The following is a 23,798-nucleotide window of genomic DNA, read 5'->3' as shown; positions in this document are numbered from 1 at the left end:
CGAACATAGGCAGCCGGACGGCTGCATGTCAACGCGACACGACCGAGGGCGTGAGTGGCGGAGCGTGGGCGTGGGCGTGGGTGCGGGGCGCGCCGCTAGCCGGCCCGCAGGTCCCGTACGCGGCGGATCTTGCCGACGGACCGCTCGACGGTGTCGGGGTCGACGACCGTCACCTCGACGCTGACGCCCACGCCGTCCTTGACGCCCGCCGCGATGGAGCGTGCCGCCTCCTCGCGCGACGCGGCCCCGGCGTCGGGGCGCGCCTCGACGACGACCTCCATGTGGTCCATGCGGCCGCGCTTGGTGAGCCGGATCTGGAAGTGCGGGGCCACGCCGGGCGTGCGCAGCACGATCTCCTCGATCTGGCTGGGGAAGACGTTCACCCCGCGCAGGATGATCATGTCGTCGGAGCGGCCGGTGATCTTCTGGATGCGCCGGAAGGCGGGTCGAGCGGTGCCGGGCAGCAGCCGGGTCAGGTCGCGGGTGCGGTAACGGATGATCGGCAGCGCCTCCTTGGTGAGGGAGGTGAAGACCAGCTCGCCCTCCTCGCCCTCCGGCACCGGCTCGCCCGTGATCGGGTCCACCACCTCGGGGTAGAAGTGGTCCTCCCACACGTGCAGGCCGTCCTTGGTCTCCACGCACTCCTGGGCGACGCCCGGGCCGATCACCTCGGACAGGCCGTAGATGTCGACGGCGTGGATGTCCATGCGCTCCTCGATCTCCCGGCGCATCTCCTCCGTCCACGGCTCCGCGCCGAAGATGCCGATCCGCAGCGAGGTGCCGCGCGGGTCCACGCCCTGGCGCTCGAACTCGTCCAGCAGGGTCAGCATGTACGACGGGGTGACCATGATGATCTCGGGCCGGAAGTCCTGGATGATCTGCACCTGGCGGGCCGTCATGCCACCCGAGGCGGGGATCACCGTGCACCCGGCGCGCTCCGCGCCGTAGTGCGCGCCCAGGCCGCCGGTGAACAGGCCGTAGCCGTAGGAGACGTGCACCTTGTGGCCGGGGCGCCCGCCGGCGGCGCGTATGGAACGGGCCACCACGTCGGCCCACATGGACAGGTCGTTCTCGGTGTAGCCCACCACGGTCGGCAGGCCGGTCGTGCCACTGGAGGCGTGGACGCGGCGCACCTGGTCCATGGGTACGGCGAACATGCCGAAGGGGTAGTTGTCGCGCAGGTCGGCCTTGGTGGTGAACGGGAAGCGCGCCAGGTCGTCCAGGCTCGCGCAGTCCTCGGGTCGCAGCCCGGCCTCGTCGAACTTCTTCCGGTAGGCCTCGACGTTGTCGTACGCGTGGCGCAGCGTCGCCCGGAGCCGGGTGAGCTGCAGCTCCCGCAGCTCTCCGGGGCCCAGCTTCTCGGCGGCGTCCAGCAAGCCGTCGGGGAGCGGCTCCCCCAGGCGCGCCCCCGTGGTCGCCCGGTCCGTCGGCTCGCTGCTCATCCGTTCTCCTTCGTGCGTCCGATGCTGCGGCTGCGCCCGCGGAACTCCGCCACCACCTGGTCGCCCCGCAGGATGCTCACGTCGTAGATGCCGCTGCGGCCGAAGCGGGTGCGCTCCTGGGCGGTGGCGAGCAGTTCGTCGCCCTCGTGGACGGGGGCGACGAAGGAGATGTCGGCTCCGGCGGCCACCGTCACCGGGCCGTGGCTGTTGCAGGCGCAGGCGAAGGCGGTGTCGGCGAACAGGAAGAGGTAGCCCCCGTGGGCGATCCCGTGCCCGTTGACCATCGCGGGCGTGACGGTCATGCGCAGCACGGCCGTCCCCTCGCCGGTCTCCAGCAGCTCGATGCCCAGGCTCTGCGACGCCTTGTCGGCGGCGAACATGCTCTCCGCCGGGCCCTGTGTCGCGTCCATGGCATCCCTCACGATCGTCACCACCCTTGTGAACCGACCGAACATTCGGTTAGCGTGCGGCACCCAAGGTAATCCAGCATCCGAACTGCCTGTCAAGAGGTGGAACGCATGTCCCAGCCCCTCCCCGCGCGACCCGCAGACGAGGTCTTCCTGATCGACGGCGCGCGCACCCCGCAGGGCCGTTACGGCGGCGCCCTGGCCTCCGTGCGCCCCGACGACCTGGCGGCCCTGGTGGTCGGCGAGGCCGTGAGCCGCGCCGGGATCCCGGCCGGTGCCGTGGACGAGGTGATCCTCGGCGCCGCGAACCAGGCGGGCGAGGACAACCGCGACGTCGCCCGGATGGCCGTGCTGCTGGCCGGCCTGCCGCACACGGTGCCCGGCTACACCGTCAACCGGCTGTGCGCCTCCGGGCTCACCGCCGTCGCCTCGGCGGCGCAGGCGATCCGCTCCGGCGAGGCCGACCTGGTGGTCGCCGGCGGTGTGGAGTCCATGACCCGTGCCCCCTGGGTGATGGCCAAGCCCGGCACCCCGTGGGCCAAGCCCGGCGAGGTGTACGACACCTCCTTGGGCTGGCGCTTCACCAACCCGCGCTTCACGGCCAAGGACACCCTGTCCATGGGGGAGACCGCGGAGGAGGTCGCCGCCCTGGACGGGATCAGCCGCGCCGACTCCGACGCCTTCGCGCTGCGCAGCCACCGGAGGGCCGTCGCGGCCCAGGAGGCCGGCCGTTTCGACCGCGAGATCGTGCCGGTCGCTGTCAAGGGCGGCGAGGTCACCCGTGACGAGGGCCCGCGTCCCTCCACCACCCTGGAGAAGCTCGGGACCCTGCGGACCATCTTCCGCGAGGACGGCATCGTGACCGCCGGCTCCTCCTCGCCGCTCTCCGACGGCGCCGCCGCCCTCGTGGTCGCCGGCCGCGCGGCCGTCGAGCGGTACGGCCTCACGCCCCGCGCCAGGATCGTCACCACCGCCACCGCCGGAGTCGAGCCCCACCTCATGGGCCTCGGTCCCGTCCCGGCGACGGAGAAGGCCCTCGCCCGTGCCGGATGGCAGACCGGCGACCTGGACGCCGTCGAACTCAACGAGGCCTTCGCCGCCCAGGCCCTCGCGGTCGTCCGCCGCCTGAAGCTGGACGAGGAGCGGGTCAACGCCGACGGCGGCGCGATCGCGCTCGGCCACCCGCTGGGCTGCTCGGGCGCCCGCATCCTGCTCACCCTCCTCGGCCGCCTGGAGCGCGAGGGCGGCCGCCGCGGCCTCGCCACCCTCTGCGTGGGTGTCGGCCAGGGTGTGGCGATGCTGGTGGAACGGGTGTGAGCGCAAGCCCCGGCGGACCGCGGACGACCGTCGTCCACAGGGCTTGCCGGGTACGGCAAAGTTCGTCAGACTGTAACCGAACGAATGGTCGGTAGGGGAAGCTGGTATCGATGACCACACCGAACGCCACCGTGCCGGCGGAGGGCGCGCAGGCGCCGCTCCAGGAGCACTTCGACGCCACGATCGCGCGGGACCAGCGCATCGAGCCGCGGGACTGGATGCCCGACGGCTACCGCAGGACGCTGATCCGGCAGATCGCGCAGCACGCGCACTCGGAGATCATCGGCATGCAGCCCGAGGGCGAGTGGATCACCCGTGCCCCGTCGCTGCGCCGCAAGGCCATCCTGTTCGCCAAGGTCCAGGACGAGGCCGGCCACGGGCTGTACCTCTACTCGGCCGCCGAGACCCTGGGCATCGACCGCGCGGACCTCACGCAGCGTCTGATCGAGGGCCGCCAGAAGTACTCCTCGATCTTCAACTACCCGACCCTCAGCTTCGCCGACGTCGGCGTCATCGGCTGGTTCGTCGACGGCGCGGCGATCTGCAACCAGGTGCCGCTGTGCCGCTCCTCCTACGGGCCGTACGCCCGCGCCATGGTGCGCATCTGCAAGGAGGAGTCCTTCCACCAGCGCCAGGGCTACGAGCTGCTGATGACGATGATGCGCGGCACCCAGGCCCAGCGGGAGATGGTGCAGGACGCGGTGGACCGCTGGTGGTGGCCTTCGCTGATGATGTTCGGCCCGCCCGACGGCGACTCGCCCAACTCGGCCGCGTCGATGGCCTGGAAGATCAAGCGCCACAGCAACGACGAGCTGCGCCGGCGGTTCGTCGACATGACCGTCCCGCAGGCCGACAAGCTCGGCGTGACCCTGCCCGACCCGGAGCTGCGCTGGAACGAGGAGCGCGGTCGGCACGACTTCGGCACCCCCGACTGGTCGGAGCTGCAGCGCGTCATCAGCGGCGACGGGCCGTGCAACGCCGAGCGGATGGCACGCCGCCGCTCCGCACACGAGGAAGGCGCCTGGGTGCGCGAGGCCGCGACCGCCCACGCCGCCAAGCAGGCGGCCCGGGCAGAGGAAGGAGCCGTGGCATGAGCACCACCGGCGACAGCACGACCCGGGCCGAGTGGCCCCTGTACGAGGTGTTCGTCCGCGGCAAGCGCGGCCTGAACCACGTCCACGTCGGCTCCCTGCACGCGGCCGACGACCGCATGGCCCTCACCCACGCCCGCGACCTGTACACGCGGCGCAACGAGGGCGTGAGCATCTGGGTGGTGCGCTCGGAGCACATCGCCGCGTCCACGCGGGACGAGAAGGACCCCTTCTTCACCCCCAGTGCCGACAAGGTCTACCGGCACCCCACCTTCTACGACATCCCCGAAGACGTCCCCCACATCTAGGAGCAGGGCATGAGCGACGAGCACGTCTACCTGTCCCTGGCCGAGGGGCACGACGACAGCGACGCCCGCTGGGCCTTCGGCACCGGCTTCGAGGACCCGCTGCACGGCGTCGACACCACCGTGCCCGAGGGTGTGGACGCCGCGGAGCTGGCCGCCCACTGCCTGGCGCTGGCCGACGACGCCCTGGTCGGCGCCCAGCGCCTGGCCGAGTGGTGCACCCGCGCGCCGGAGCTGGAAGAGGAGGTGGCCCTCGCCAACATCGGGCTCGACCTGCTCGGCCAGGCCCGTCTGCTCTACTCCCGCGCTGGTCAGGTGGACGGCACCGGCCGCGACGAGGACGCCTACGCCTACTTCCGGGACGCCGCCGACTTCCGCAACGTCCGCCTGGCCGAACTTCCTTGCGGGGACTTCGCGTTCTCCATGGCCCGGCTGCTCGTCACGTCCTGCTGGCGGCTCGCCGTCTTCGAGCGCCTCGCCCGCACCGCGCAGGACCCGGTGCTCGCCGCCGTCGCCGCCAAGGGCGTCAACGAGCTGACCTACCACCGGCAGTACGCCGCCGAGTGGGCGGTACGGCTCGGCGACGGCACCGAGGAGTCGCACCGCCGCATGCGGGCCGGCCTGGAACAGGTCGCCCCCTACCTGGAGGAGCTGTTCACGGCCGGCGCCACGTGCGGGGCCGATCCGGCCGGTGTGCGGGACGAGGTGACCGCCGCGCTGCGCCAGGTCACCGAGGCCGCCGGGCTGCCCGAGGTCCAGGCCGATCCCCTGCCCGGCCACGGCCGTGAGGGCGACCGCACCGAACACCTCGCCCCGCTGCTCGCGGAGTTGCAGGGCGTCGCCCGCGCGCACCCCGGAGCGCTCTGGTGAGCGCCGTGACCGTGCTCACCGACGCGCACCGGGCGGCCCGCGTCGCCGCGGAGGTGCCGGACCCCGAGCTGCCCATGCTGACCCTGGCCGACCTCGGCGTCCTGCGTGACGTCCAGGTCACCGAGGACGGCACGGTCGTGGCCGCCCTCACCCCCACCTACTCGGGCTGCCCGGCCATGGCGGAGATGCGCGCCGACGTGGCCGCCCGGCTGCGCGCCGCGGGCTTCGACCGGGTCGAGATCCGCACCGTCCTGGACCCGCCGTGGACGACCGACTGGATCACCCCCGAGGGCCGCCGCAAGCTCGCCGAGCACGGCATCGCACCCCCCGGTCCCGCGCCCCGGCGCGCCGTCGGGCCGGTGCCGCTGGTGCTCACCGCCACCCGGCGCGACGTCGCCTGCCCCCGCTGCGGCTCGGCGGACACCGAGGAGACCTCGCGTTTCGCCGCCACCTCCTGCAAGGCCCTGTGGCGCTGCCGTGCCTGCCTGGAGCCGTTCGAGTACGTCAAGGAGATCTGATGGCCCCGACCATCCCCGCCCCGCAGGCGCAGGCGCCGGCCCCGCGCGTCCGGCGCCGCCCGGCCTTCCACGCCCTGCGGGTCGCCGCGGTCGAGCCGCTCTGCGAGGACGCCGCCGCCGTCAGCTTCGACATACCGCAGGAGCTGGCCGGGGAGTTCGCCTTCGCGCCCGGTCAGTCCCTCACGCTGCGCCGCGAGGTCGACGGCCGGGACGAGCGACGCTCGTACTCCATCTGCTCGCCCGCCGGCGCCACCCCCCGCATCGGGGTGCGCGTGGTGCCCGGCGGCCTGTTCTCGTCGTGGCTGGTGCACGAGGTGCGCCCGGGCGACACCGTCGAGGTCATGGGGCCGACCGGCGCCTTCACCCCCGACCTCAGCGCGTCCGGGCACCATGTGCTCATCGCCGCGGGCTCGGGCATCACCCCGATGCTCTCCATCGCCGAGTCCGTCCTCGCCGCCGACCTCGGGTCCCGGGTCACGCTCTTCTACGGCAACCGGCGCACCGACACCGTGATGTTCGCGGACGAGCTCGCCGAGCTGAAGGACCTGCACCCCGCCCGGTTCCAGCTCGCCCACGTGCTCTCGCGGGAGCCGCGCGAGGCCGAGGTGCTCTCCGGCCGCCTCGACGCCGGACGGCTCGCCACCCTCGTCGAGGGCCTCGTCGACGTCCCGAACGCCGACCACTGGTGGCTGTGCGGCCCGCACGGCATGGTCGTCGACGCCCAGCAGGTCCTCGCCGGCCTCGGCGTGCCCGGGGAGCGGGTGCACCAGGAGCTGTTCTACGCGGACGACGAGCCCGTGACCCCGGTGCACCACGAGGACGCCGTGGTCGAGGGCCCGGTCAGCCAGGTCACCATCGTCCTCGACGGCCGTACGACCACGGCCGCACTGCCCCGTGACCGCAGCGTCCTCGACGGCGCCCAGCGCACCCGCCCCGATCTGCCCTTCGCCTGCAAGGGCGGCGTCTGCGGTACCTGCCGCGCGCTCGTCACCGACGGCAAGGCCGAGATGCGCCGCAACTTCGCCCTCGAGGCGTCCGAGGTCGACGCGGGCTACGTGCTGACCTGCCAGAGCTACCCGGAGTCCGACAACCTGACGGTCGACTACGACAGCTGACGCCTCCTCGGCGCCCCCCACCCCCCGGAACCGGTTGGTAAGGTCGGCCCGGGGGTGGGAGGTGACGACGTGCTGAGCGAGGTCGGCGAGGTCTCCGACGCCGGGCCGTTCGTGCACCCCGCGCTGTTCTACCGGAACGCACGGGAGTACACGGCCGCCACGGTGCCCTTCCTGCTGGACGGGATGGCCGCCGGGGAGCCGGTCGCCGTGGCCGTGCCCCCGCCCCGTCTCGCCCAGTTGCGCGCCGCGTTGGGCCCGCGCGGCGCCGAGGTGCACTGGGTCGACATGGAGCGGGCCGGGCGCAATCCCGGCCGCATCATCCCCGGTGTGCTGCGGGCCTTCGCCGACGCCCGGCCCACCGGACGGGTACGGATCATCGGGGAGCCCGTCTGGCCCGGGCGGAGCGCCCTGGAGTACCCGGCGTGCGCCCAGCACGAGGCACTGATCAACATGGCGTTCGCCGGACGCCCCGTGACGATCCTGTGCCCCTACGACGCCACCCGGCTGGACGCCGCGGTGCTGGCGGAGGCCCGCGCCACGCATCCCGTGGTGGTCGACGGCGGCCGTGAGGAACGCAGCGCGCACTACGCACCGCGCCGGGTGATCGCCGCGCACAACCGGCTGCCGCAACCCCCTCACGGCGCCTTCGCCTTCGGCTTCGCGGAGCCGCAACTCGCCGACGCCCGGCACGTCGCGACGACCGAGGCACGCCGGCTGGGCCTGGGCGGCGAGCGGCTCGCCGAGTTCTCCCTCGCGGCCGGAGAACTGATCACGAACAGCGTGCTGCACGGCGGCGGGTCGGGCGTCGTCCGCGTCTGGGCGGGGGACGGCCACGTGGTGTGCGAGGTGCACGACCGCGGGCGGCTGACCGACCCGCTCGCCGGCCGCCACCCCGCGTCCCGGGACCGGCCGCACGGCAGGGGCCTGTTGATGGTCCACCGCATCGCCGACCTGGTGCGCCAGCGCACCGCGGGCGACGGCACCACCATGCGCTTCTACCTGCGAGGCTGACCGCCGGCGCGGGGCCGGCCGATGCGGGACCGGCGGGCGCGCCGCGCCCGCCGGTCCCGTGGTCCGTGGTCCGTGGCCACCAGGGTGGTCAGCGGCCGAAGGCGTCCTTGCCCGCGTCCTTGCCCTTCTCCACGGCCTGCTTGGCGTCGCTGCCGACCTGATCCGCCTTCCCCTTCATGCGCAGGCTCTCATTGCCGGTCACCTTGCCCGTGGCCTCCTCCGCTTTGCCCTTCATCTTCTGGCCGGTGTGCTTGACCTTCTTCTCGGCACCCATGGGGCTCTCCTTCCAGGGCTCGATCAGCGCTCCCCTCCGTCTGCCCGGAAGGTCCTGGATGAAACCATTTGCTCGGATTCTGCAGATGGCGGCCCAGCAAGGCGCCCCCGAACACCACGAAACCCACCCCGATCAGCCAGCACTGCACGATCAGCACCGTGCCGACGGCCCCGTACGAGACGGCGTTGGTCACGATCAGCGGGGAGAACACGAAGGAGGAGAAGACCCGCAGCCCGATGAGGCCGACCATCGTCGCGACGGCCCCGGGCGCCAGCGCCGCCCACGGCACCTGCCCGGCCAGCAGGAAGTACTGCCCCCACCAGAAGAAGACGAAGCCCAGCACGACGGCCGTGCCGCCGCGGAACACCGTGTCCGGCCACCCCCCGCCCAGCACCACCCCGCTCTGCGCCTCCGCGAACAGGTACGCGGTCAGCGCCGCCAGCCACACCGCCCGCCGCCACACGTGGTGCCACGGAGTGGGCGGCACCTGCCAGATCCGGGTGTAGCCGACCTCGACGCACGCCGCGAAGGAGAGCCCGAAGAGCGCCAGCGCCAGCAGGCTCAGACCGCTCGTGGAGCTGATCACCTTGCGCGGCGCGGCGAACAACTCCCGTACGGCCTCCGCGGGCCGCGCCGACAGGCCCATGCCGTCCACGACCCACTGCGCGAAGCCGTTGCCGTGGAAGGGCAGGGCCGCGGCGACCACGATCAGCAGCGGCACCAGCGTCACCAGACCGAGTGCCGCGAACCCCATGGAGCGCTGCAGCAGCTCCAGTTCGCCCCCCTGGTGCCACATGCGGCCCGCCCGTGAGTCCCGCCACGACCGGTACGGATGCCGGAGCCACCGGGCCGCCCCACCTGCCATCGCGGGGGCCTCAGCGCACGGGGGCGCGGTCCGCCGCGAGGCGTGCCGTCTCCACCCGGGTTCCCAGGGGTTCTGAGCGCATGGCTCGTCCTCCTTGCTCAGGCCTGCTCGGCGGGCGGGACGCCGCTGCGGCTCGCTGCCCGGGCCTCATGAGGTGCACCTTCCCCGTACGACCCGGACGAACCGAACGGCACGGCGAGCCCCGGTACGGTGCGCAGCGAGGTGCGCCCGGCGCGCCACGCGCCCAGCAGGTGCTCCTCCAGGCGCCGCTCCACCAGCGCCATGGCGCGGATCCCCAGGAGGACGTCCGCGGTGAGGTGCGGTTCGCGGGCCAGCAGGTCGCCGATGACGTCGCGACGCAGCACCTGCTCGTGCACCGCGTCGGCCTCGACGTGCTCGTCGTAGAAGTGCCGGCAGGCGGCACCGCCGCCGAGCCGGTCGATCGCCTCCACCGTCCGGCGGGCGGACGGCGCGGTGGAGATCTCGGCGGCCGCGAAGTGCCCCACGAGCGCCCCGCGCAGTTCCCGGCGCAGGCCCAGCCAGGAGATCAGGTTCACCGTGGCGAGGGTGACGGCCGGTACGGCGTCCACGTAGTGGCCGTAGGAGGCGTCCAGCCCGGCGTCCCGGAGCAGGTCGGCGTAGAGCCGCGCGTGCACGCGTTCTCCGCGCCCGCTCCCGAACTCGTCGTACTCGACGGCCACGAGCGCGGCCTTCGCCCGGCCGGTGAGCCTCGGGATGACCCATGCGTGCGGATCGGCCTCCTTCAGCTGGTAGACCGACCGGTGCACGAAGTACTCCCGCAACTGCTCCCAGGTGCCCTCGTCGCGGAGGAAGTGCGACACACCGCGCCCGTCGCGCGGCTCGCGCAGCAGCCCCTCCAGTTCCCGGTCGAGGGCCGCGCGGGCCGCGGCGCCCCCCGGGGCGGCCGGCAGCTCGGCGCGCAGGGCCGACCCGAAGGAGCCCTCCATGGCGCCGCGCAGCGCGAGCAGTCCCGGATCCCACTCCCAGCCGGGGTGCACCCCGGCGAAACCCCGGTAGTGGAGCTCGTAGCAGACGTGCAGTGCGAGCTGTACGTCCTCGCCGTACGGATCGGCGTCCTCGACCGCCCCGGTGGACACCGGCAGGGCGGTTCCCGGCGGCCCCTGGGTGAGGGCGCCGAGCACGGCTTGGGAGAGGGGGCCGCGCGGTGCGGGCGGTGTGGGCTCAGCGGTCCGGGGACCGGTCGAAAGGTCGGAGACCGCGTCCATCGGGTCCTCCGTGGGTCGGTGCGGGGACGTCGTCGGCGTACGGGCGTCCGCCGGTGCCCCTGCCCGCTGACGCCGGGGGCATGCGGCCGTCCGTCGCCGTCTGCTCGACCAGCATGTCCACGGCGGCGCGGGGGCCGCCCGCCGGTCAGCTCGGGCAGGCGGGCGGCCACACCGGTGGCCGACTCGATCTGCGCGGCCGACAGCTCGTGCTGCAATGCGACGTCCGGCGCCGGCGGCGGCACGCACGAGGCCCGGGCGATGACGGCGGCCGCGCCGTGGTCCAGCCGTCCGGTCCGCGGGTCGACCAGCAGGAACTCCTCCTCGACCCCGAAGGTCAGGCCGCCCGCCGGCGCCCGGTCGTCCACATCGCCCATGCACCCCCCTTACCCCGCCCGCGCCGCGCCGGACCCGGCAGGCCGCACGCGGAGGCCTCAGGGGCGGGCACAGGGGTCATCCGCCCGGGGCGACACGACCGCGCCACGCGCCCGTCTCGCTGCCCCGTTCCTCGATGAAGTGCTTGAAGCGCCGCAGGTCGCCCCGCGCCCGCCGGTCCACGACGCCGAGGGCGTCGGCGGCCTTCTCCGCGAGGCCGGAGGTCTGGAGCTCCATGGCCAGGTTGACCCGGGTGTGCGAGGCGTCCAGCTCCTGGAACGTCACGACGCCGCGCTGCCGGACGTCCCCGGTGACGGTGCGCCACGCGACCCGCTCGTCCGGCAGCTGGTCGATGATCTCCGTGTCGAATTCCCGGCGGGCACCGGCGACGTTCGTCACCCAGTGGTTGTGCCGGTCGTCGACCTGCGTCACCTGTTCCACGCCCTCCATGAAGTTCGGGAACTCCTCGAACTGCGTCCACTGGTTGTACGCGGTGTGCAGCGGGACGTCGACGTCGACGGATTCGCTGATCGTGCCCATGGGTCCTCTCCTTCCGAGGAATCGTCGCTGGGTCGGCTTCCCGGTGCGGATGTGCCTAATCGTCCCGATCCGGTGGTCGGCCGGGTCCGATGTTTGGTGCGGTGCCCTCGGGTAGCGGAGTGAGATGTGGCTTTTGTGTCCACCGGGCGTGTACCGGCCCCAGGACGACACCTCCCTGCTCGGCGAGGCCCTCCGCCGCGAGACGCTGCCCGACGGTGCCGAGGTGCTGGACCTCGGCACCGGATCCGGCGTCCTCGCCCTCGCGGCGGCGTCCCGGGGCGCGGCCCGCGTCACCGCGGTGGACGCCTCCGCACGTGCGGTGTGCGCCGCCCGGCTCAACGCGCGTCTGAACGGCCTGCGCGTACGGGTGCTGCGCGGCGACCTCACGGCACCGGTCGCGGGGCGCCGCTTCGACCTGATCGTCGCCAATCCCCCGTACGTGCCGTCCCCGCACGCCCACCACGCCCGCCGGGGCCTGTCCCTGGCCCGCAACGCGGGACCCGACGGGCGGGCGCTGCTCGACCGCGTCTGCGCGGAAGCCCCGCCCTTGTTGCTCCCCGGCGGTGCCCTGCTGCTCGTCCAGTCCGGACTCTGCGGCGTGGAGCGCACGCTCCAGCGGCTCGGCGGCGCCGGACTGCGGCCCGCCGTCACCGAGCACCGGCGCATCCCCTTCGGGCCGCTGCTGCGACGCCGCGCGGCATGGCTGGCGGCACAGGGGCTCATCGAGCCCGGCGAGGAGAAGGAAGAGCTGGTGGTGATCCGTGCCGAACGTGCGCCATGACCCCCTCGTCCCGGTACACCTCCCGGCACCAACGCCCCCCGCCGCGCCCGCAGGGGATCGGCTCACGCACGCCCTGGGACCCGCGAACCCGCGCGACGACACGTGCCTGCTCTGCGTCCGCATCTGCGCCTGACCGGAGCTCGCCACGCGGACGGCCCGCAGGGCGGAGAGCCGTCCGGCCCTGGCAAGGGCCTGGGCGTCGGCGGAGGTGACGCCTGGCAGCCGCGCCAGTCGCCGGCTCGTGTCGCGGAGGCGGCCTCGTGGCGTCGCAGGCCACGGCGCGGGCACGGGTGACGGCGAGGACGGAGTCGAAGGCGTCCCGGCGGGCCACCGTCAGGTCGTCCCGCTGGGCGGCCGGGCACGGGCGGCCCGGAGCGGTCCGCAGGCCGGGACCCCGGCGCCGCCGCGGGCAGGCCGCGGCCCGTACGGGATCCGGCCGGTCGGCCGGCTTCGGATCCGTGCGCCCGGTCGGCGGCGGGCGACGAGCGCACGCCCCGTGCGGGCTGCGCGCCCCTTCCCCGTCCGCGCCGCCGCCGTGCTCACCCCGGCCCCGGCACGTCGACCCCGCGCCACCGCTCGCGCCCGGCCGGGACGGGGCGGCCGGATACCGACGGCGTCCGGGGACCCTGTAGGTTCTTGCGCTGTGGAGGAGCTGGACCGGCAGATCGTGGAACTTCTCGTGGCCGACGGGCGCATGAGCTACACCGACCTGGGCAAGGCCACCGGCCTGTCCACGTCCGCGGTGCACCAGCGCGTACGGCGCCTGGAGCAGCGCGGGGTGATCCGCGGGTACGCGGCGATCGTGGACCCGGAGTCGGTGGGGCTGTCGCTGACGGCGTTCATCTCGGTGAAGCCCTTCGACCCGAGCGCACCCGACGACATCGCCGACCGGCTCGCCGAGGTCCCCGAGATCGAGGCGTGCCACAGCGTCGCGGGGGAGGAGAACTACATCCTCAAGGTCCGGGTGGCGACCCCGATCGAGCTGGAGCACCTGCTCGCGAAGATCCGCACCCTGGCCGGGGTCTCCACCCGCACCACGGTGGTCCTCTCCACGCCGTACGAGGCGCGCCCACCGCGCGTCTGAGCGCCCCACGGCGCCCTGACCCACCGCACCATCCCGTCCCCTCGCCCCCACCGGGGCCCGGGCGGGCCCCAACATCACATCGCGAGGCGAAACCCAGTGCCGCACACCACGAACGAGCCGACCACCAGCGGATCCGGCGCGAGCCGCACCGTGCTGCTGCGCGGCGGCAACGTCTACAGCCCCGCCGACCCCTTCGCGACGGCCATGGTCGTCGACGGCGGCACGGTCGCCTGGCTCGGCTCGGAGGGCGCCGCGGAGTCCTTCGCCGAGGGCGTCGACGAGGTGATCGACCTCGCCGGTGCGCTGGTCACCCCGGCCTTCACCGACGCCCATGTGCACACCACCGCCACCGGCCTGGCGCTGACCGGCCTCGACCTGGCCCCCGCCCGCGACCTGGCCGACGCCCTCGCCAGGGTCGCCGCGTACGCGCAGGCCAACCCCGGCCACCGGGTGCTGCTCGGCCACGGCTGGGACGAGAGCCGCTGGCCGGGGCAGCGCCCGCCGACCCGCGCGGAACTCGACGCGGCGACCGGCGGCCGACCCCTGTACCTGACCCGCGCCGACGTCCACTCGGCGGTCGTCACCACCGCCCTGCTGGCCTTGGTCCCCGGTGTCGGGACGATGGCCGGCCACCACCCGGACGGGCCGCTCACCCGCGAAGCCCACCACGCGGTCCGGCGCGCTGCCTACGCCGCCGTCACGCCCGCGCAGCGCGCCGCCGCGCAGCGCGCCGCACTCGCCCACGCCGCCTCGCTCGGCATCGGCGCCGTCCACGAGTGCGCGGGCCCGGACATCTCCTCCGAGGACGACCTCACCGCGCTGCTGCGGCAGGCCGCGGCCGAGCCCGGACCGCGCGTGTACGGCTACTGGGCCGAGGCCGTGACCGGCGCCAAGGACCTGGAGCGGATCCGGGACCTGGGCGCCGTCGGCGCGGGCGGCGACCTCTTCGTGGACGGCTCCATCGGCTCCCGCACCGCCTGCCTGCACGCCCCGTACACCGACGCCCCCGCCGTCGGCGGCACCGCCTACCTGGACGCGGCGGCGATCGCCGACCACGTGGCCCTGTGCACCGAGGCGGGGGTGCAGGCGGGTTTCCACGCGATCGGTGACGCCGCCGTGGCCGCCGTCGCGGAGGGGGTGCGCGAGGCCGCCCGCCGGGTGGGCCTGGACCGGGTGCGCGCGCTGCGGCACCGCGTCGAGCACGCCGAGATGATGACCGAGGACACCGTCGCCGCCTTCGCGGAGCTGGGCCTGGTCGCCTCCGTGCAGCCCGCCTTCGACGCCGCCTGGGGCGGTGAGGACGGCATGTACGCCCAGCGGCTCGGCGCCGAGCGGGCCCGCACCCTCAACCCGTTCGCCGCCATGACCCGGGCCGGAGTGCCCCTCGCCCTCGGCTCCGACAGCCCGGTCACACCGCTTGACCCCTGGGGCACGGTGCGCGCCGCCGCCTTCCACCGGACCCTCGAGCACCGCATCTCCGTCCGCGGCGCGTTCAACGCGCACACCCGCGGCGGCTGGCGCGCCGTGGGCCGCGACGATGCGGGCGTCCTCATGCCCGGCGCACCCGCGGACTACGTGGTGTGGCAGGCCGGTGACCTGGTGGTCCAGGCCCCCGACGAGCGGGTCGCCAACTGGTCCACCGACCCGCGCTCCGGCACCCCCGGTCTGCCCGAACTCACCCCCGGGCTGCCGCTGCCGACGGCACTGCGCACGGTGGTCGGCGGCCGTACGGTCTTCGCACGGCCGAACGAGTGACGGGTCAACGGGCGATGCCCCCGAACGGTTCTCCGTCGGGATGGCGTGGAACTTTCCCCGGCCTCGCGTTGACCTGCTGATTTGGCCAATCCGCGCAGGTCAAACGGCTGTTGACAGGCGACGGTCGGGGGCGAGTAGGTTCGGCCGGGTCCACCACCGGACGTCCGACCGGATCTCCGTGCGCCGACGGCCGCAGCTGGGCCACGGGGCGTCGCGCCGTACGGCGTGCGCCACTGGCAGCCAGGTCCAGCGCTCGCGGCACGGAACGCGGTCCGCCTCATCGAGAGGCTCCGCCCGGTCGGCAGGTGTGACCCGGGAGGGGCCCGGACGCCCAGTAGACAACGGCCTTGTCGCCGATCCGCAGCCAGCGGGTCCCAGGTCGGCCCGAAGGGCGTTCCGGGCCCCGAGCAGTTCACGCCCCTCCCGCGCCGCACGCCCGCCGCGGGAGGCTTTGCCCGCCCGGGGTCCGCGGACAGGGCCGTTGGAGGTACGGTCACTCTCACACAGTGACCACCTGCAGGAAGGCCGCGTACCTTGCGACCGCGCTCCGACGCCGCACCGGCCCCCGCCGCGCCGCCGGCGACGCCCGTAGAACCGCCGCCGCCACCCGCTCCGGCACCCGGCCGCATCGCCCGCACGGCGCGCGCCGTGCGGGCGAACGCGCGGCGGTCGGCGCTCGCCGCGCTGTGCGGCCTGGCCCTGGCGGCCGCGTTCCCCCCGTACGGGGTGTGGCCGCTGTCGGTCGCGGCCGTGGCGGGCCTCGCGCTGCTGACCCGGGGCCGTACCGCCCGCCAGGGCGCGTGGCTGGGCTTCGCCTTCGGACTGCCGTTCTTCGTGTGGCTCCTGGTGTGGCTGCGGGTGATCGGCTGGGACGCGGTCGTGGGCCTGTCCGTGATCGAGGCGGCCTTCGTCGCCGTGCTCGGCGCGGGTCTGGCGGTCACGTCGCGGCTGCGCGCCTGGCCGCTGTGGGGCGCCTGCCTGTGGGTGGCGGAGGAACTCGCCAGGGACCGGCTGCCGTTCGGCGGCTTCCCGTGGGGCAGGCTGGCCTTCGCGAACACCGCCACCCCCTTCACCCCGCTCGCCGCGCTCGGCGGCGCGCCGCTGGTGACCTTCGCCGTCGCGCTGTGCGGTTCGCTGCTGGCCGCGGCGGCGGTCGCCGTGTGGCGGCTGCGCAGGGGCCCTGTCGTCTTCGGCCCGCGCCGTTACGCGCCCGCCACGACGGCGGCGGTGCTGGCCGTGGCCACCTTCGCCGCGGGGTACGCGGTGCCGGTGCCCACCGCGGCCGACGACACCGTCCGGGTGGCCATCGTGCAGGGCAACGTCCAGCAGCCGGGCATGCACTTCCTGGGCCGGCCCCTGAAGATCCTCAACAACCACGTCGAGGCGACCCTGAAGCTCGCCGAGGACGTCAAGGCGGGCCGTGCGCCCAAGCCCGATCTGGTGATCTGGCCGGAGAACTCCTCCGACATGGACCCGTTCTCCGAGCCCCAGGCCTACGCCCTGATCACCGAGGCGGTCCGCGCCGTCGGCGTCCCCGTACTCGTCGGCGCCCTGGTCGACGGCCCGGACGCGGACCACGTCCAGAACGAGGGCATCGTCTGGGACCCGGAGAGCGGCCCCGGCGACCACTACACCAAGCAGCACCCGGTGCCCTTCGGCGAGTACGTGCCCTTCCGCGAGCAGCTCACCAAGGTCATCAAGCGGCTCGACCAGGTCCCGCGCGACTTCTACCCGGGCAAGGGCAGCGGCGTCCTGCAGATCGGCCCGGCGAAGCTCGGCGACGTCATCTGCTTCGAGGTGGCGTACGACGGGATCGTCCACGACACCGTCACCGCGGGCGCCCGCGCCCTGGTCATCCAGACCAACAACGCCACCTACGGCCGCACCGGCCAGCCCGAGCAGCAACTTGCGATGTCCCGGCTGCGCGCCGTCGAGCACGGCCGCGCCGTGGTCACGGCGGCGACGAGCGGCATCACCGCCGTCGTCGCCCCCGACGGGCGGATCGAGCAGCAGACCGAGGAGTTCACGCAGACCGTGCTCAGCGCCCGGCTGCCGCTGCGCGACGATCTGACCGTCGCCGACCGCGTCGGCTCCGCTCCCGAATGGACCCTCGCTATGGTGGGCCTGCTGTCCTGGGCCGCAGCGATCATGCTGGGCAGGCGAGGACGTACCGAGACGGAGGAACAGCAGTGAGCGATGGCGGTGGGGTCACCCGTGGCGCAGCCCAGGGGAGGGCCTTCGGGCCGCTCGGCTCGGTTCTCGTGATCATCCCGACGTACAACGAGGCCGACAACGTCAAGCCGATCGTCGCCCGGGTCCGCGCGGCCGTGCCCGAGGCGCACGTCCTCGTCGCCGACGACAACAGCCCCGACGGCACCGGGAAGCTCGCCGACGAGCTGGCCGCCGCCGACGACCACGTCCACGTGCTGCACCGCAAGGGCAAGGAGGGGCTGGGCGCCGCCTACCTGGCCGGCTTCCGCTGGGGCATCGAGCGGGACTACGGCGTGCTCGTCGAGATGGACGCCGACGGCTCGCACCAGCCCGAGGAGCTGCCGCGTCTGCTGACCGCGCTCAAGGGCGCCGACGTGGTGCTCGGCTCCCGCTGGATCCCGGGCGGCCGGGTGGTCAACTGGCCGAAGTCCCGCGAGTTCCTGTCGCGCGGCGGCAGCACCTACTCGCGGCTGCTCCTCGACGTGCCCCTGCGCGACGTGACGGGGGGCTACCGGGCGTTCCGCAAGGAGACGCTGCTGGGCCTGGGCATGGAAGAGGTGGCCTCCCAGGGCTACTGCTTCCAGGTCGACCTCGCCTGGCGCGCGGTGAAGTCCGGCTTCCACGTCGTCGAGGTCCCCATCACCTTCGTGGAGCGGGAACGCGGCGACAGCAAGATGAGCCGGGAGATCGTCGCCGAGGCGCTGTGGCGGGTCACCGCCTGGGGCGTCGGCTCCCGTGTGAAGCAGCTGACGTCCGGGCGGCGCCGCGGCTGACCGGCCCTCCGGACTCCGGCGGGGAACAGGCACAATGGTGCGTATGACGATCAGCTCCCCGCCGCCGGCCGGACCGCGGCAACCGGGCGGTGACGGGCGTCCGCGGCGGCGTTCGCGCGCCGGGACGTGGATACCGCTCGGTGCGGCCGCCTACGCGCTGCTGGAGATCTGGCTGCTCATCCTCGTGGCCGGGGCCGCCGGCGGGCTCACGGTCCTCGTGCTGCTCGTGGCGGGCTTCGTGTGCGGGGCGCTGGCCGTACGGCACGCCGGGCGCAGCGCCTGGCGTGCGCTGAACGATGCGATGCGCTCCGGAGGGCCGGAGCCGGACCGGGAGGAGCCGAAGGGCTCCGGCGCCGGGAACGGCGGCAGCGGCGCGGCGCCGATCATGATCGGCGGCCTGCTGCTGATGGTGCCCGGGCTGATCTCGGACCTGGCGGGGCTGCTCTTCCTCTTCCCGCCGACCCGCTCCCTGCTGACGAGGGCGGGCGCGCGCGCCCTGGACCGCCGGGCGTCCGCCGCCCGGGAGCGGGGCGCGGGCTCGGGCTCGCTGGGTGATCTCTTCGCCCAGGCGCGCGCCGCCGAGGAGCAGATGCGCATCCACCGCCCCGACGGCAAGGTGATCCAGGGCGAGGTCGTCGACCACGGTCCCGAGCAGGACGACGAAAACCCCGGGCCGCGGCACTGAGGCCACGCTCGCCCGGGGCGCACGTCTGATGGGGCCCGCCCCTCACGGGCCCAGTTCCTTCGGTCAGGCGGTCTTGCGGTGGTCGCGCGGATGTACCGCGATGTTCATGGCGCCGGAGCGCAGAACGGCCAGCCGTTCGGCCAGGACTTCCTCCAGCTCCTCGACCGTGCGCCGCTCCATGAGCATGTCCCAGTGCGTACGCGCGGGCTTGCTCGTCTTCTCCTCCGGGCCCTCTCCGTCGACCAGGAGTGCGATCTGGCCGCAGGCGCGGCACTCCCACTCCGGCGGGATCTCGGCCTCCACCGAGAACGGCATCTCGAATCGATGTCCGTTCCGGCATGCGTACTCAACGGTCTGGCGCGGTGCCAGATCGATGCCGCGGTCGGTCTCGTAGCTTGTCGCCCCGAGTCGCGTGCCGCGGAGAGCTCGCTCACTCATGAATCGTGCCTCCCGGGCTGTGTCGCCCACAGGACAGGTGTCGCTGTCGTCGTCATCCGGTCAACGTCCGGTCGGCGGTGAAGATTCCCGTTCCCGGGAGGTGCGTCGCCCGTCGTGCCGCCCCTTTTTGTACCCATCGACGCCCGCTTTGTCACATCTCGCGAAAGATGTCACCCTGCGTTCTGGTATCTTTAGCGCGCAGTAACGGTCCGTCCGACGGCCAACGGCGTACACTACCGCGCCGCACCCATCCGCACTAAATCGTCTCGGGGACCGGATTGCCCGCGGCCGCCACCGCCCGCCGCATCGGCACCCTGGCCAGCAGCACGAACCCGATGACGAAGAACGCCACCAGGGACACGATTGCGTCCCGGTAGCTCCCGGTCAGCTGGTACGTCAGACCGAACAGCAGCGGCCCCAGCCAACTGGTGCCCCGGTCGCTGACCTCGTACACCGAGTAGTACTCGGCCTCCTTGCCCCGCGGGATCAGGTGCGAGAAGAGCGAGCGCGACAGCGCCTGGCTGCCGCCCAGGACCATCCCGATGGCCGCGGCCAGACAGTAGAACGCCACCGGCTCGCCGGCCGGCAGGAAGAAGCCGGCCCCGATCGTCACCGTCCACGCCACCAGCGAGCCCAGCACCGTACGGCGCGTCCCGTACCGCGCCGCGAGCCGGCCCAGCAGCAGGGCGCCGAACACGGCCAGCACCTGCACCAGGAGGATCGCGCCGATCAGGGCCGTCTCGTCCAGCTCCAGCTCCTCCGAGCCGTAGAGCGAGGCCTGCGAGATCACCGTCTGGATGCCGTCGTTGTAGATGAGGTACGCCAGCAGGAAGGCGAGGGTGAGCGGGTGGCGGCGCATGTCCCGCAAGGTGTCGGCGAGTTGACGCCAGCCCTGGCGGAGCGAACCCCCGCCCTTGACCGCCGGCCCGGCGGACCGCCGGCCCGGCGCGGTGTCGCGCAGCCGTATCAGCGGGACGAGCGTGAAGGCCGCCCACCACAGGCCGGCCGACGCCAGGCAGATCCGGACCGCCATGCCCTTGGAGACGCCGACCGCGTCGTGCCCGAGGAACAGCGCCAGGTTGGCGACGAGCATCAACGCCCCGGCCGCGTATCCGAACGCCCAGCCCCGCGAGGAGACCGCGTCCCGCTCGTGGGGTTCGGCGATCTCCGGCAGGAAGGCGTTGTAGAGGACCATGGCCGAGGCGAACGCCACGTTGGCGACGATCAGAAGTCCGCCGCCGAGGAGGTAGCGGTCCCCGGTCACGAAGAACATCGCCGTGGTCGCCGCGGCGCCGACGTACGCGAAGGTCCCGAGCAGCGCCTTCTTGCGCCCGGTCCGGTCCGCGACGGCCCCGGCGAGCGGCATCACCAGCACGGACAGCAGCACCGAGGCGGAGACCACGTACGCGAAGTACGCCCCGGCGCGGACCGGTATCCCGAGCGGGTGGACGTAGCCGTCCGGGCCCGCGGCGGCCTCCGCGACGTCGGTGAGGTACGGCCCCAGGAAGACCGTGATCACACTGGTGGAGAAGACCGAGTTGGCCCAGTCGTAGAAGTACCAGCCGCGCTGTGCGCGCCGCCGCTCGTGCGCCGGGGCGGCGGTTCCGTCCTGCACCGCCGTGCCCTGCGCCTCGCCCGTGGTCACCCGTGGTTCCTGCCGATCCGTGTCGTGCGCCCTGCCGATGTGATCGGTCATGATGCCATCCACGGCCGGGGTGGGGGAGGGGGATCGTCCGCCGGATTCCTCCGTTCATCCGGAGGACGCCTCCAGTCCGTCCGACCCGTGCACGGGACTGCCCCCGGGCCGCCGCGTGGGCGGCCCGGGGGCAGAACGGTCAGCCTGTGTCACGGAGGTCCGCGACGGTCAGGCGCGACCGCCGTTCATGCGCCGGCGACGCAGCATGTAGACGCCGCCACCGGCACCGGCGAGCAGGAGCGAGGCGCCGAGCAGGGTCTCCGGGGTGTTCATGCCCATCGAACCGCCGAAGCCGGTGTCGGGGCCACCGCCGTTGCCGCCGCCCCCACCGCCGCCGTTGCCTCCGCCGCCACCACCGTTGCCGCCACCGCCACCGCCACCGCCGCCGCCGTTACCGCCGCCGCCGCCGTGGCCGCCCTTGCAGCCCTTGTTGCCGCCACCGCCGCCGCCGTTGCCGCCCCACGAGTCGTCCATGTTGCGGCCGTCGTCGGACGCGCTGCCGAAGCTCTGGGCGGTCAGGTCGTTGCTGTTCTTGTTGTCCTCGCTCCCGTTCTCGTCGCTTCCGCTGTTGTTGCTGTCGTTGCTTTCGTTGTTGCCGCTTTCGCCGCCGTTACCGCCGCCGCCGTTACCGCCGCCGTTACCGCCGCCGTAACCGCCGCCGCCGTTACCGCCGCCGTCGTTGCCCCCGCCGCCGTAACCGCCGCCGCCGCCACGACCGTTGTCGTCGCCGCCCCACCACGACTCGCACCGGTCGTCGCCGCCGTAGCCGCCGTGACCGCGCCCGTAGCCGCCACCGCCGCCGCCGTGGCCGCCGCCGTAGCCGCCACCGCCGTGGCCGCCACCGCCGCCCTCACCGCGACCGCCGCCCTCACCGCGACCGCCGCCCTCACCGCGACCGCTGCCCTCACCACTGCCACCCTCGCCGCTGCCGCCCTCGCTGCTGCCGCCCTCGCTGGCGTTCGCGCTCGGGCTCGGAGAGGCGGCCGCGCTGCCCACGGCATCGACGCGGAGGGCTGTGGTCCCGGTTGCGCCGTTGGTTCCCTCGCAGGAAACCCGGATGGTGTAGGTGCCGGGGAGAGTGCCCTGAGGAACGGTCAGGCTCGCGCTCAGACGGGGCGGGTTGGTCTGGGTGGGGCTCTGCACTTGGACCCCCGGGCTCGGGATCCCCAGCTCGGGCGCACTGAGGAACACGCGCACGCCGGTGGGGCAACTGTCCGACGCGGAAGTGACGGTGACGACCTGTCCCGGAATCGCGGCAGTCGGAATGGTGCTCGGGTCCGGAGCCGCGAACGCGGCTGATGCCGGCAGGACGACGGCGGCAACCGTCATCGATGCCGCTGCGAGAATGCGTGAACCACGCATGGGGTGAACCTCCTTGCGGGACGGGGCAGGAGGGATTGGGGCTCCCTCGACACGAACTGCGACCGCGTCCTTGAGATCCATGGCACGAGTGCGGAGATCTTCACGCACCTCGGCAACGACATACGCCTTGCGCCGGACGGGGCATCAGGATTCCGGACCGAGCAGCGTTGTCGCAGGTGGGGAGGCATACCCGCAGCGGCGTCAGAAAAATGTGAAGAGCTCGTCAAACGGGTGACCGACGGTGGGCCCGACAATGCTTCAGCGGATGGCATATCAGGCGACGCCATGTCAGCTCGGCACAGGACCACGACACCCTTGGCATCGGTGTGCAGCGCGCCGCCCCTACGGGGCGCGACGGGTGCGATGCCTCGGAGCAACGACGCCTTGCCGGCTGAGATCTCACGGAGATTCACCAGAACGGCTTACTGCGGGTGTTCGCACACGGTCGCCGCCGCGACAGCCTGGGGTTGAGGTTTCCCAAGACCTCGGTGTCCGCATCCCGGCGAAGGCGACTGTCCGCCACGGGTCGGCAACCGCACGGGGCGGGCGGGCCGGGCGTCGGTGAACCCGGCCCCCCCGGGGTGACGTTGGCCTGGGCGGGCGGGCACGGGCCGGCACCAACGGCAGACCCCGTACGAGCCGCGCGGCCCCAGGCCCGGCAGGGGGCTCTGCGAGAGGGCGCCGTCGGTTGCCCTGGTCCGCGGTCGGCCCCGCCCCCCAGCGCGTCCACCGCCCACACGTACAGCAGGCCCATGGTGGCCAAGGACGCCGTGGCGCGCGCCACGAACGCCACCCATCGCCGTTACCGGAGCGGCACCGCTGGCCAGGCCGCGGAGAACCGCTCGTCCACCGCCGGCGCAGCTGCCACCCGTTGCCGCGCCCCGGGCGCAGGGTGGTCCGCGAGCAGGAAACAGCCCGGCGGCCACGGGGCGCGCGCGTGGTACACGGCGCCCGTGGCGGCGGCCAGCGCGCGCAGGCGGTCGGGGCCCGGCGTGCACGGCTGGTGAGGGTTCATCAGGACGCGGGCGTCATCATGGGCGCTCGTCCTGGCGACGTGGCGTCGGGTTGCCCCCGCTGCCGCAGCGCCGCCACCCGATCGGGTGGGGAGCACATTGCCCGGTTGGCGCTGATCCATCCGCGTTTGACGCATACTTCGGTTTAACATCATTTATGACGGACTGTCACTCATGACCTGCCGGTCGGAGCTGAAGGACTGCGATGCTGCGAAACTCCGGGGATCACACCACCCCCGTGCCCTGGTACGGGCAGCCCGACGCCTGGTACGGGCAGCCCGACCCCTGGTTCGGCCAGCCGTTCGTGCCCGGGCACACGGCGGACGCGGCACGCGAGCCCGGCCGGCCGGGCCGCGCGCCGCAGCCCCCGGCCCGGGCCCGGCCCACCCCGCCCGCCGCACAGGCGGGACAGCCGCCCGCGAAGAAGCGGAAGGCGAAGGGCACGTCCACCGCGAAGGCACAGCCTCCGGCGAAGGGTCCCGCGAGGCCTCCGGCTGCGCCTGCCGCGAAGCCGCCCGCGTCGGCTCCGGTGAGGCCTCCGGCTGCGCCTGCCGCGAAGCCGCCCGCGTCGGCTCCGGTGAGGCCTCCGGCTGCGCCTGCCGCGAAGCCGCCCGCGTCGGCTCCGG

Annotated in this window: 22 protein-coding genes and 1 pseudogene; 13 read left to right on the top strand and 10 right to left on the bottom strand. The window is 73.7% G+C overall.

Annotated elements, in window-relative coordinates; genetic code table 11:
• Positions 1–95 precede the first annotated feature (95 nt).
• Positions 96–1,442 (bottom strand): phenylacetate--CoA ligase PaaK, encoded by a 1,347-nt coding sequence (gene paaK / locus ACFV3E_RS19360; RefSeq protein WP_500535714.1) that lies wholly within the window; start codon positions 1,440–1,442, stop codon positions 96–98.
• On the bottom strand, positions 1,439–1,852 hold the full coding sequence (gene paaI, locus ACFV3E_RS19355; protein ID WP_500535713.1) for a hydroxyphenylacetyl-CoA thioesterase PaaI: 414 nt from the start codon (positions 1,850–1,852) through the stop codon (positions 1,439–1,441). Before paaI ends, paaK begins: the two co-directional genes overlap by 4 nt.
• A 108-nt stretch (positions 1,853–1,960) precedes the next feature.
• On the opposite strand from paaI, the gene ACFV3E_RS19350 reads away from it, so the two are divergent.
• The 7 genes from ACFV3E_RS19350 to ACFV3E_RS19320 all read left to right on the top strand — a co-directional run bounded on the left by ACFV3E_RS19350 (position 1,961) and on the right by ACFV3E_RS19320 (position 8,076).
• The gene (locus tag ACFV3E_RS19350) at positions 1,961–3,166 is read left to right on the top strand and encodes a thiolase family protein (protein WP_500535712.1); all 1,206 of its coding nucleotides are present in this window, start codon (positions 1,961–1,963) and stop codon (positions 3,164–3,166) included.
• A 110-nt stretch (positions 3,167–3,276) separates the two neighbouring features.
• Positions 3,277–4,260 carry a 1,2-phenylacetyl-CoA epoxidase subunit PaaA gene (gene paaA, locus ACFV3E_RS19345; protein WP_500363626.1) on the top strand — a complete coding sequence of 328 codons (984 nt, stop codon included), beginning with the start codon at positions 3,277–3,279 and terminating at the stop codon, positions 4,258–4,260.
• Complete coding sequence (gene paaB, locus ACFV3E_RS19340) at positions 4,257–4,565, top strand: 1,2-phenylacetyl-CoA epoxidase subunit PaaB (RefSeq protein ID WP_319136252.1); 309 nt, start codon at positions 4,257–4,259, stop codon at positions 4,563–4,565. The genes paaA and paaB overlap by 4 nt, the downstream gene beginning before the upstream one ends.
• Positions 4,566–4,574: 9 nt before the next feature.
• Positions 4,575–5,432 (top strand): 1,2-phenylacetyl-CoA epoxidase subunit PaaC, encoded by an 858-nt coding sequence (gene paaC, locus ACFV3E_RS19335; RefSeq protein WP_500535711.1) that lies wholly within the window; start codon positions 4,575–4,577, stop codon positions 5,430–5,432.
• Complete coding sequence (gene paaD / locus ACFV3E_RS19330; protein ID WP_500535710.1) at positions 5,429–5,950, top strand: 1,2-phenylacetyl-CoA epoxidase subunit PaaD; 522 nt, start codon at positions 5,429–5,431, stop codon at positions 5,948–5,950. The genes paaC and paaD overlap by 4 nt, the downstream gene beginning before the upstream one ends.
• Complete coding sequence (paaE, locus tag ACFV3E_RS19325) at positions 5,950–7,065, top strand: 1,2-phenylacetyl-CoA epoxidase subunit PaaE (RefSeq protein ID WP_500535709.1); 1,116 nt, start codon at positions 5,950–5,952, stop codon at positions 7,063–7,065. Before paaD ends, paaE begins: the two co-directional genes overlap by 1 nt.
• Positions 7,066–7,119: 54 nt before the next feature.
• On the top strand, positions 7,120–8,076 hold the full coding sequence (locus ACFV3E_RS19320; protein WP_500535708.1) for an anti-sigma factor RsbA family regulatory protein: 957 nt from the start codon (positions 7,120–7,122) through the stop codon (positions 8,074–8,076).
• Between the two features lie 88 nt (positions 8,077–8,164).
• Here ACFV3E_RS19320 and ACFV3E_RS19315 read toward each other — a convergent pair whose 3' ends face one another.
• The 4 genes from ACFV3E_RS19315 to ACFV3E_RS19300 form a co-directional block, all read right to left on the bottom strand.
• Positions 8,165–8,311, bottom strand: a complete 147-nt coding sequence (locus tag ACFV3E_RS19315; RefSeq protein WP_500535707.1) for a CsbD family protein — start codon at positions 8,309–8,311, stop codon at positions 8,165–8,167.
• Entirely contained in the window at positions 8,265–9,146 is an 882-nt protein-coding gene (locus tag ACFV3E_RS19310; RefSeq protein WP_500535706.1) for a YhjD/YihY/BrkB family envelope integrity protein, read from the bottom strand. The genes ACFV3E_RS19315 and ACFV3E_RS19310 overlap by 47 nt, the downstream gene beginning before the upstream one ends.
• A gap of 167 nt (positions 9,147–9,313) precedes the next feature.
• The gene (locus ACFV3E_RS19305; protein ID WP_500535705.1) at positions 9,314–10,462 is read right to left on the bottom strand and encodes an iron-containing redox enzyme family protein; all 1,149 of its coding nucleotides are present in this window, start codon (positions 10,460–10,462) and stop codon (positions 9,314–9,316) included.
• 450 nt (positions 10,463–10,912) lie between these two features.
• On the bottom strand, positions 10,913–11,374 hold the full coding sequence (locus ACFV3E_RS19300; RefSeq protein WP_499515568.1) for an SRPBCC family protein: 462 nt from the start codon (positions 11,372–11,374) through the stop codon (positions 10,913–10,915).
• Positions 11,375–11,498: 124 nt separating this feature from the next.
• Between ACFV3E_RS19300 and ACFV3E_RS19295 the strand changes: the two genes are divergently transcribed.
• From ACFV3E_RS19295 to fxsA, 6 genes are all read left to right on the top strand, one after another.
• Positions 11,499–12,155 carry a HemK2/MTQ2 family protein methyltransferase gene (locus tag ACFV3E_RS19295; protein WP_500535704.1) on the top strand — a complete coding sequence of 219 codons (657 nt, stop codon included), beginning with the start codon at positions 11,499–11,501 and terminating at the stop codon, positions 12,153–12,155.
• Positions 12,156–12,798: 643 nt separating this feature from the next.
• The gene (locus ACFV3E_RS19290; protein ID WP_361803599.1) at positions 12,799–13,239 is read left to right on the top strand and encodes an Lrp/AsnC family transcriptional regulator; all 441 of its coding nucleotides are present in this window, start codon (positions 12,799–12,801) and stop codon (positions 13,237–13,239) included.
• 204 nt (positions 13,240–13,443) lie between these two features.
• On the top strand, positions 13,444–14,994 hold the full coding sequence (locus ACFV3E_RS19285) for an amidohydrolase (protein ID WP_500535821.1): 1,551 nt from the start codon (positions 13,444–13,446) through the stop codon (positions 14,992–14,994).
• Positions 14,995–15,528: 534 nt separating this feature from the next.
• Positions 15,529–17,187: an apolipoprotein N-acyltransferase gene (lnt, locus tag ACFV3E_RS19280; protein ID WP_500535703.1), complete on the top strand. Its 1,659-nt coding sequence runs from the start codon at positions 15,529–15,531 to the stop codon at positions 17,185–17,187.
• Positions 17,184–17,978: a polyprenol monophosphomannose synthase gene (locus ACFV3E_RS19275; protein ID WP_500535702.1), complete on the top strand. Its 795-nt coding sequence runs from the start codon at positions 17,184–17,186 to the stop codon at positions 17,976–17,978. Before lnt ends, ACFV3E_RS19275 begins: the two co-directional genes overlap by 4 nt.
• A 43-nt stretch (positions 17,979–18,021) precedes the next feature.
• Entirely contained in the window at positions 18,022–18,663 is a 642-nt protein-coding gene (fxsA, locus tag ACFV3E_RS19270; RefSeq protein WP_500535701.1) for an FxsA family membrane protein, read from the top strand.
• Between the two features lie 63 nt (positions 18,664–18,726).
• Here fxsA and ACFV3E_RS19265 read toward each other — a convergent pair whose 3' ends face one another.
• The 4 genes and pseudogenes from ACFV3E_RS19265 to ACFV3E_RS19250 all read right to left on the bottom strand — a co-directional run.
• Positions 18,727–19,101: an RNA polymerase-binding protein RbpA gene (locus ACFV3E_RS19265; RefSeq protein ID WP_499515576.1), complete on the bottom strand. Its 375-nt coding sequence runs from the start codon at positions 19,099–19,101 to the stop codon at positions 18,727–18,729.
• A 256-nt stretch (positions 19,102–19,357) separates the two neighbouring features.
• Positions 19,358–20,797, bottom strand: a complete 1,440-nt coding sequence (locus tag ACFV3E_RS19260; RefSeq protein WP_500535700.1) for an MFS transporter — start codon at positions 20,795–20,797, stop codon at positions 19,358–19,360.
• Positions 20,798–20,965: 168 nt separating this feature from the next.
• Complete coding sequence (locus ACFV3E_RS19255; protein WP_500535699.1) at positions 20,966–22,240, bottom strand: hypothetical protein; 1,275 nt, start codon at positions 22,238–22,240, stop codon at positions 20,966–20,968.
• 1,157 nt (positions 22,241–23,397) lie between these two features.
• Positions 23,398–23,798: pseudogene (locus ACFV3E_RS19250) on the bottom strand (hypothetical protein); the annotation flags it as partial.

The organism is Streptomyces sp. NPDC059718 (genome assembly GCF_042733315.1).
Classification (GTDB): Bacteria; Actinomycetota; Actinomycetes; order Streptomycetales; family Streptomycetaceae; genus Actinacidiphila.
Note: the sequence above shows the minus strand (reverse complement) of the source record. Positions and strands in the feature narration are given on the sequence as shown.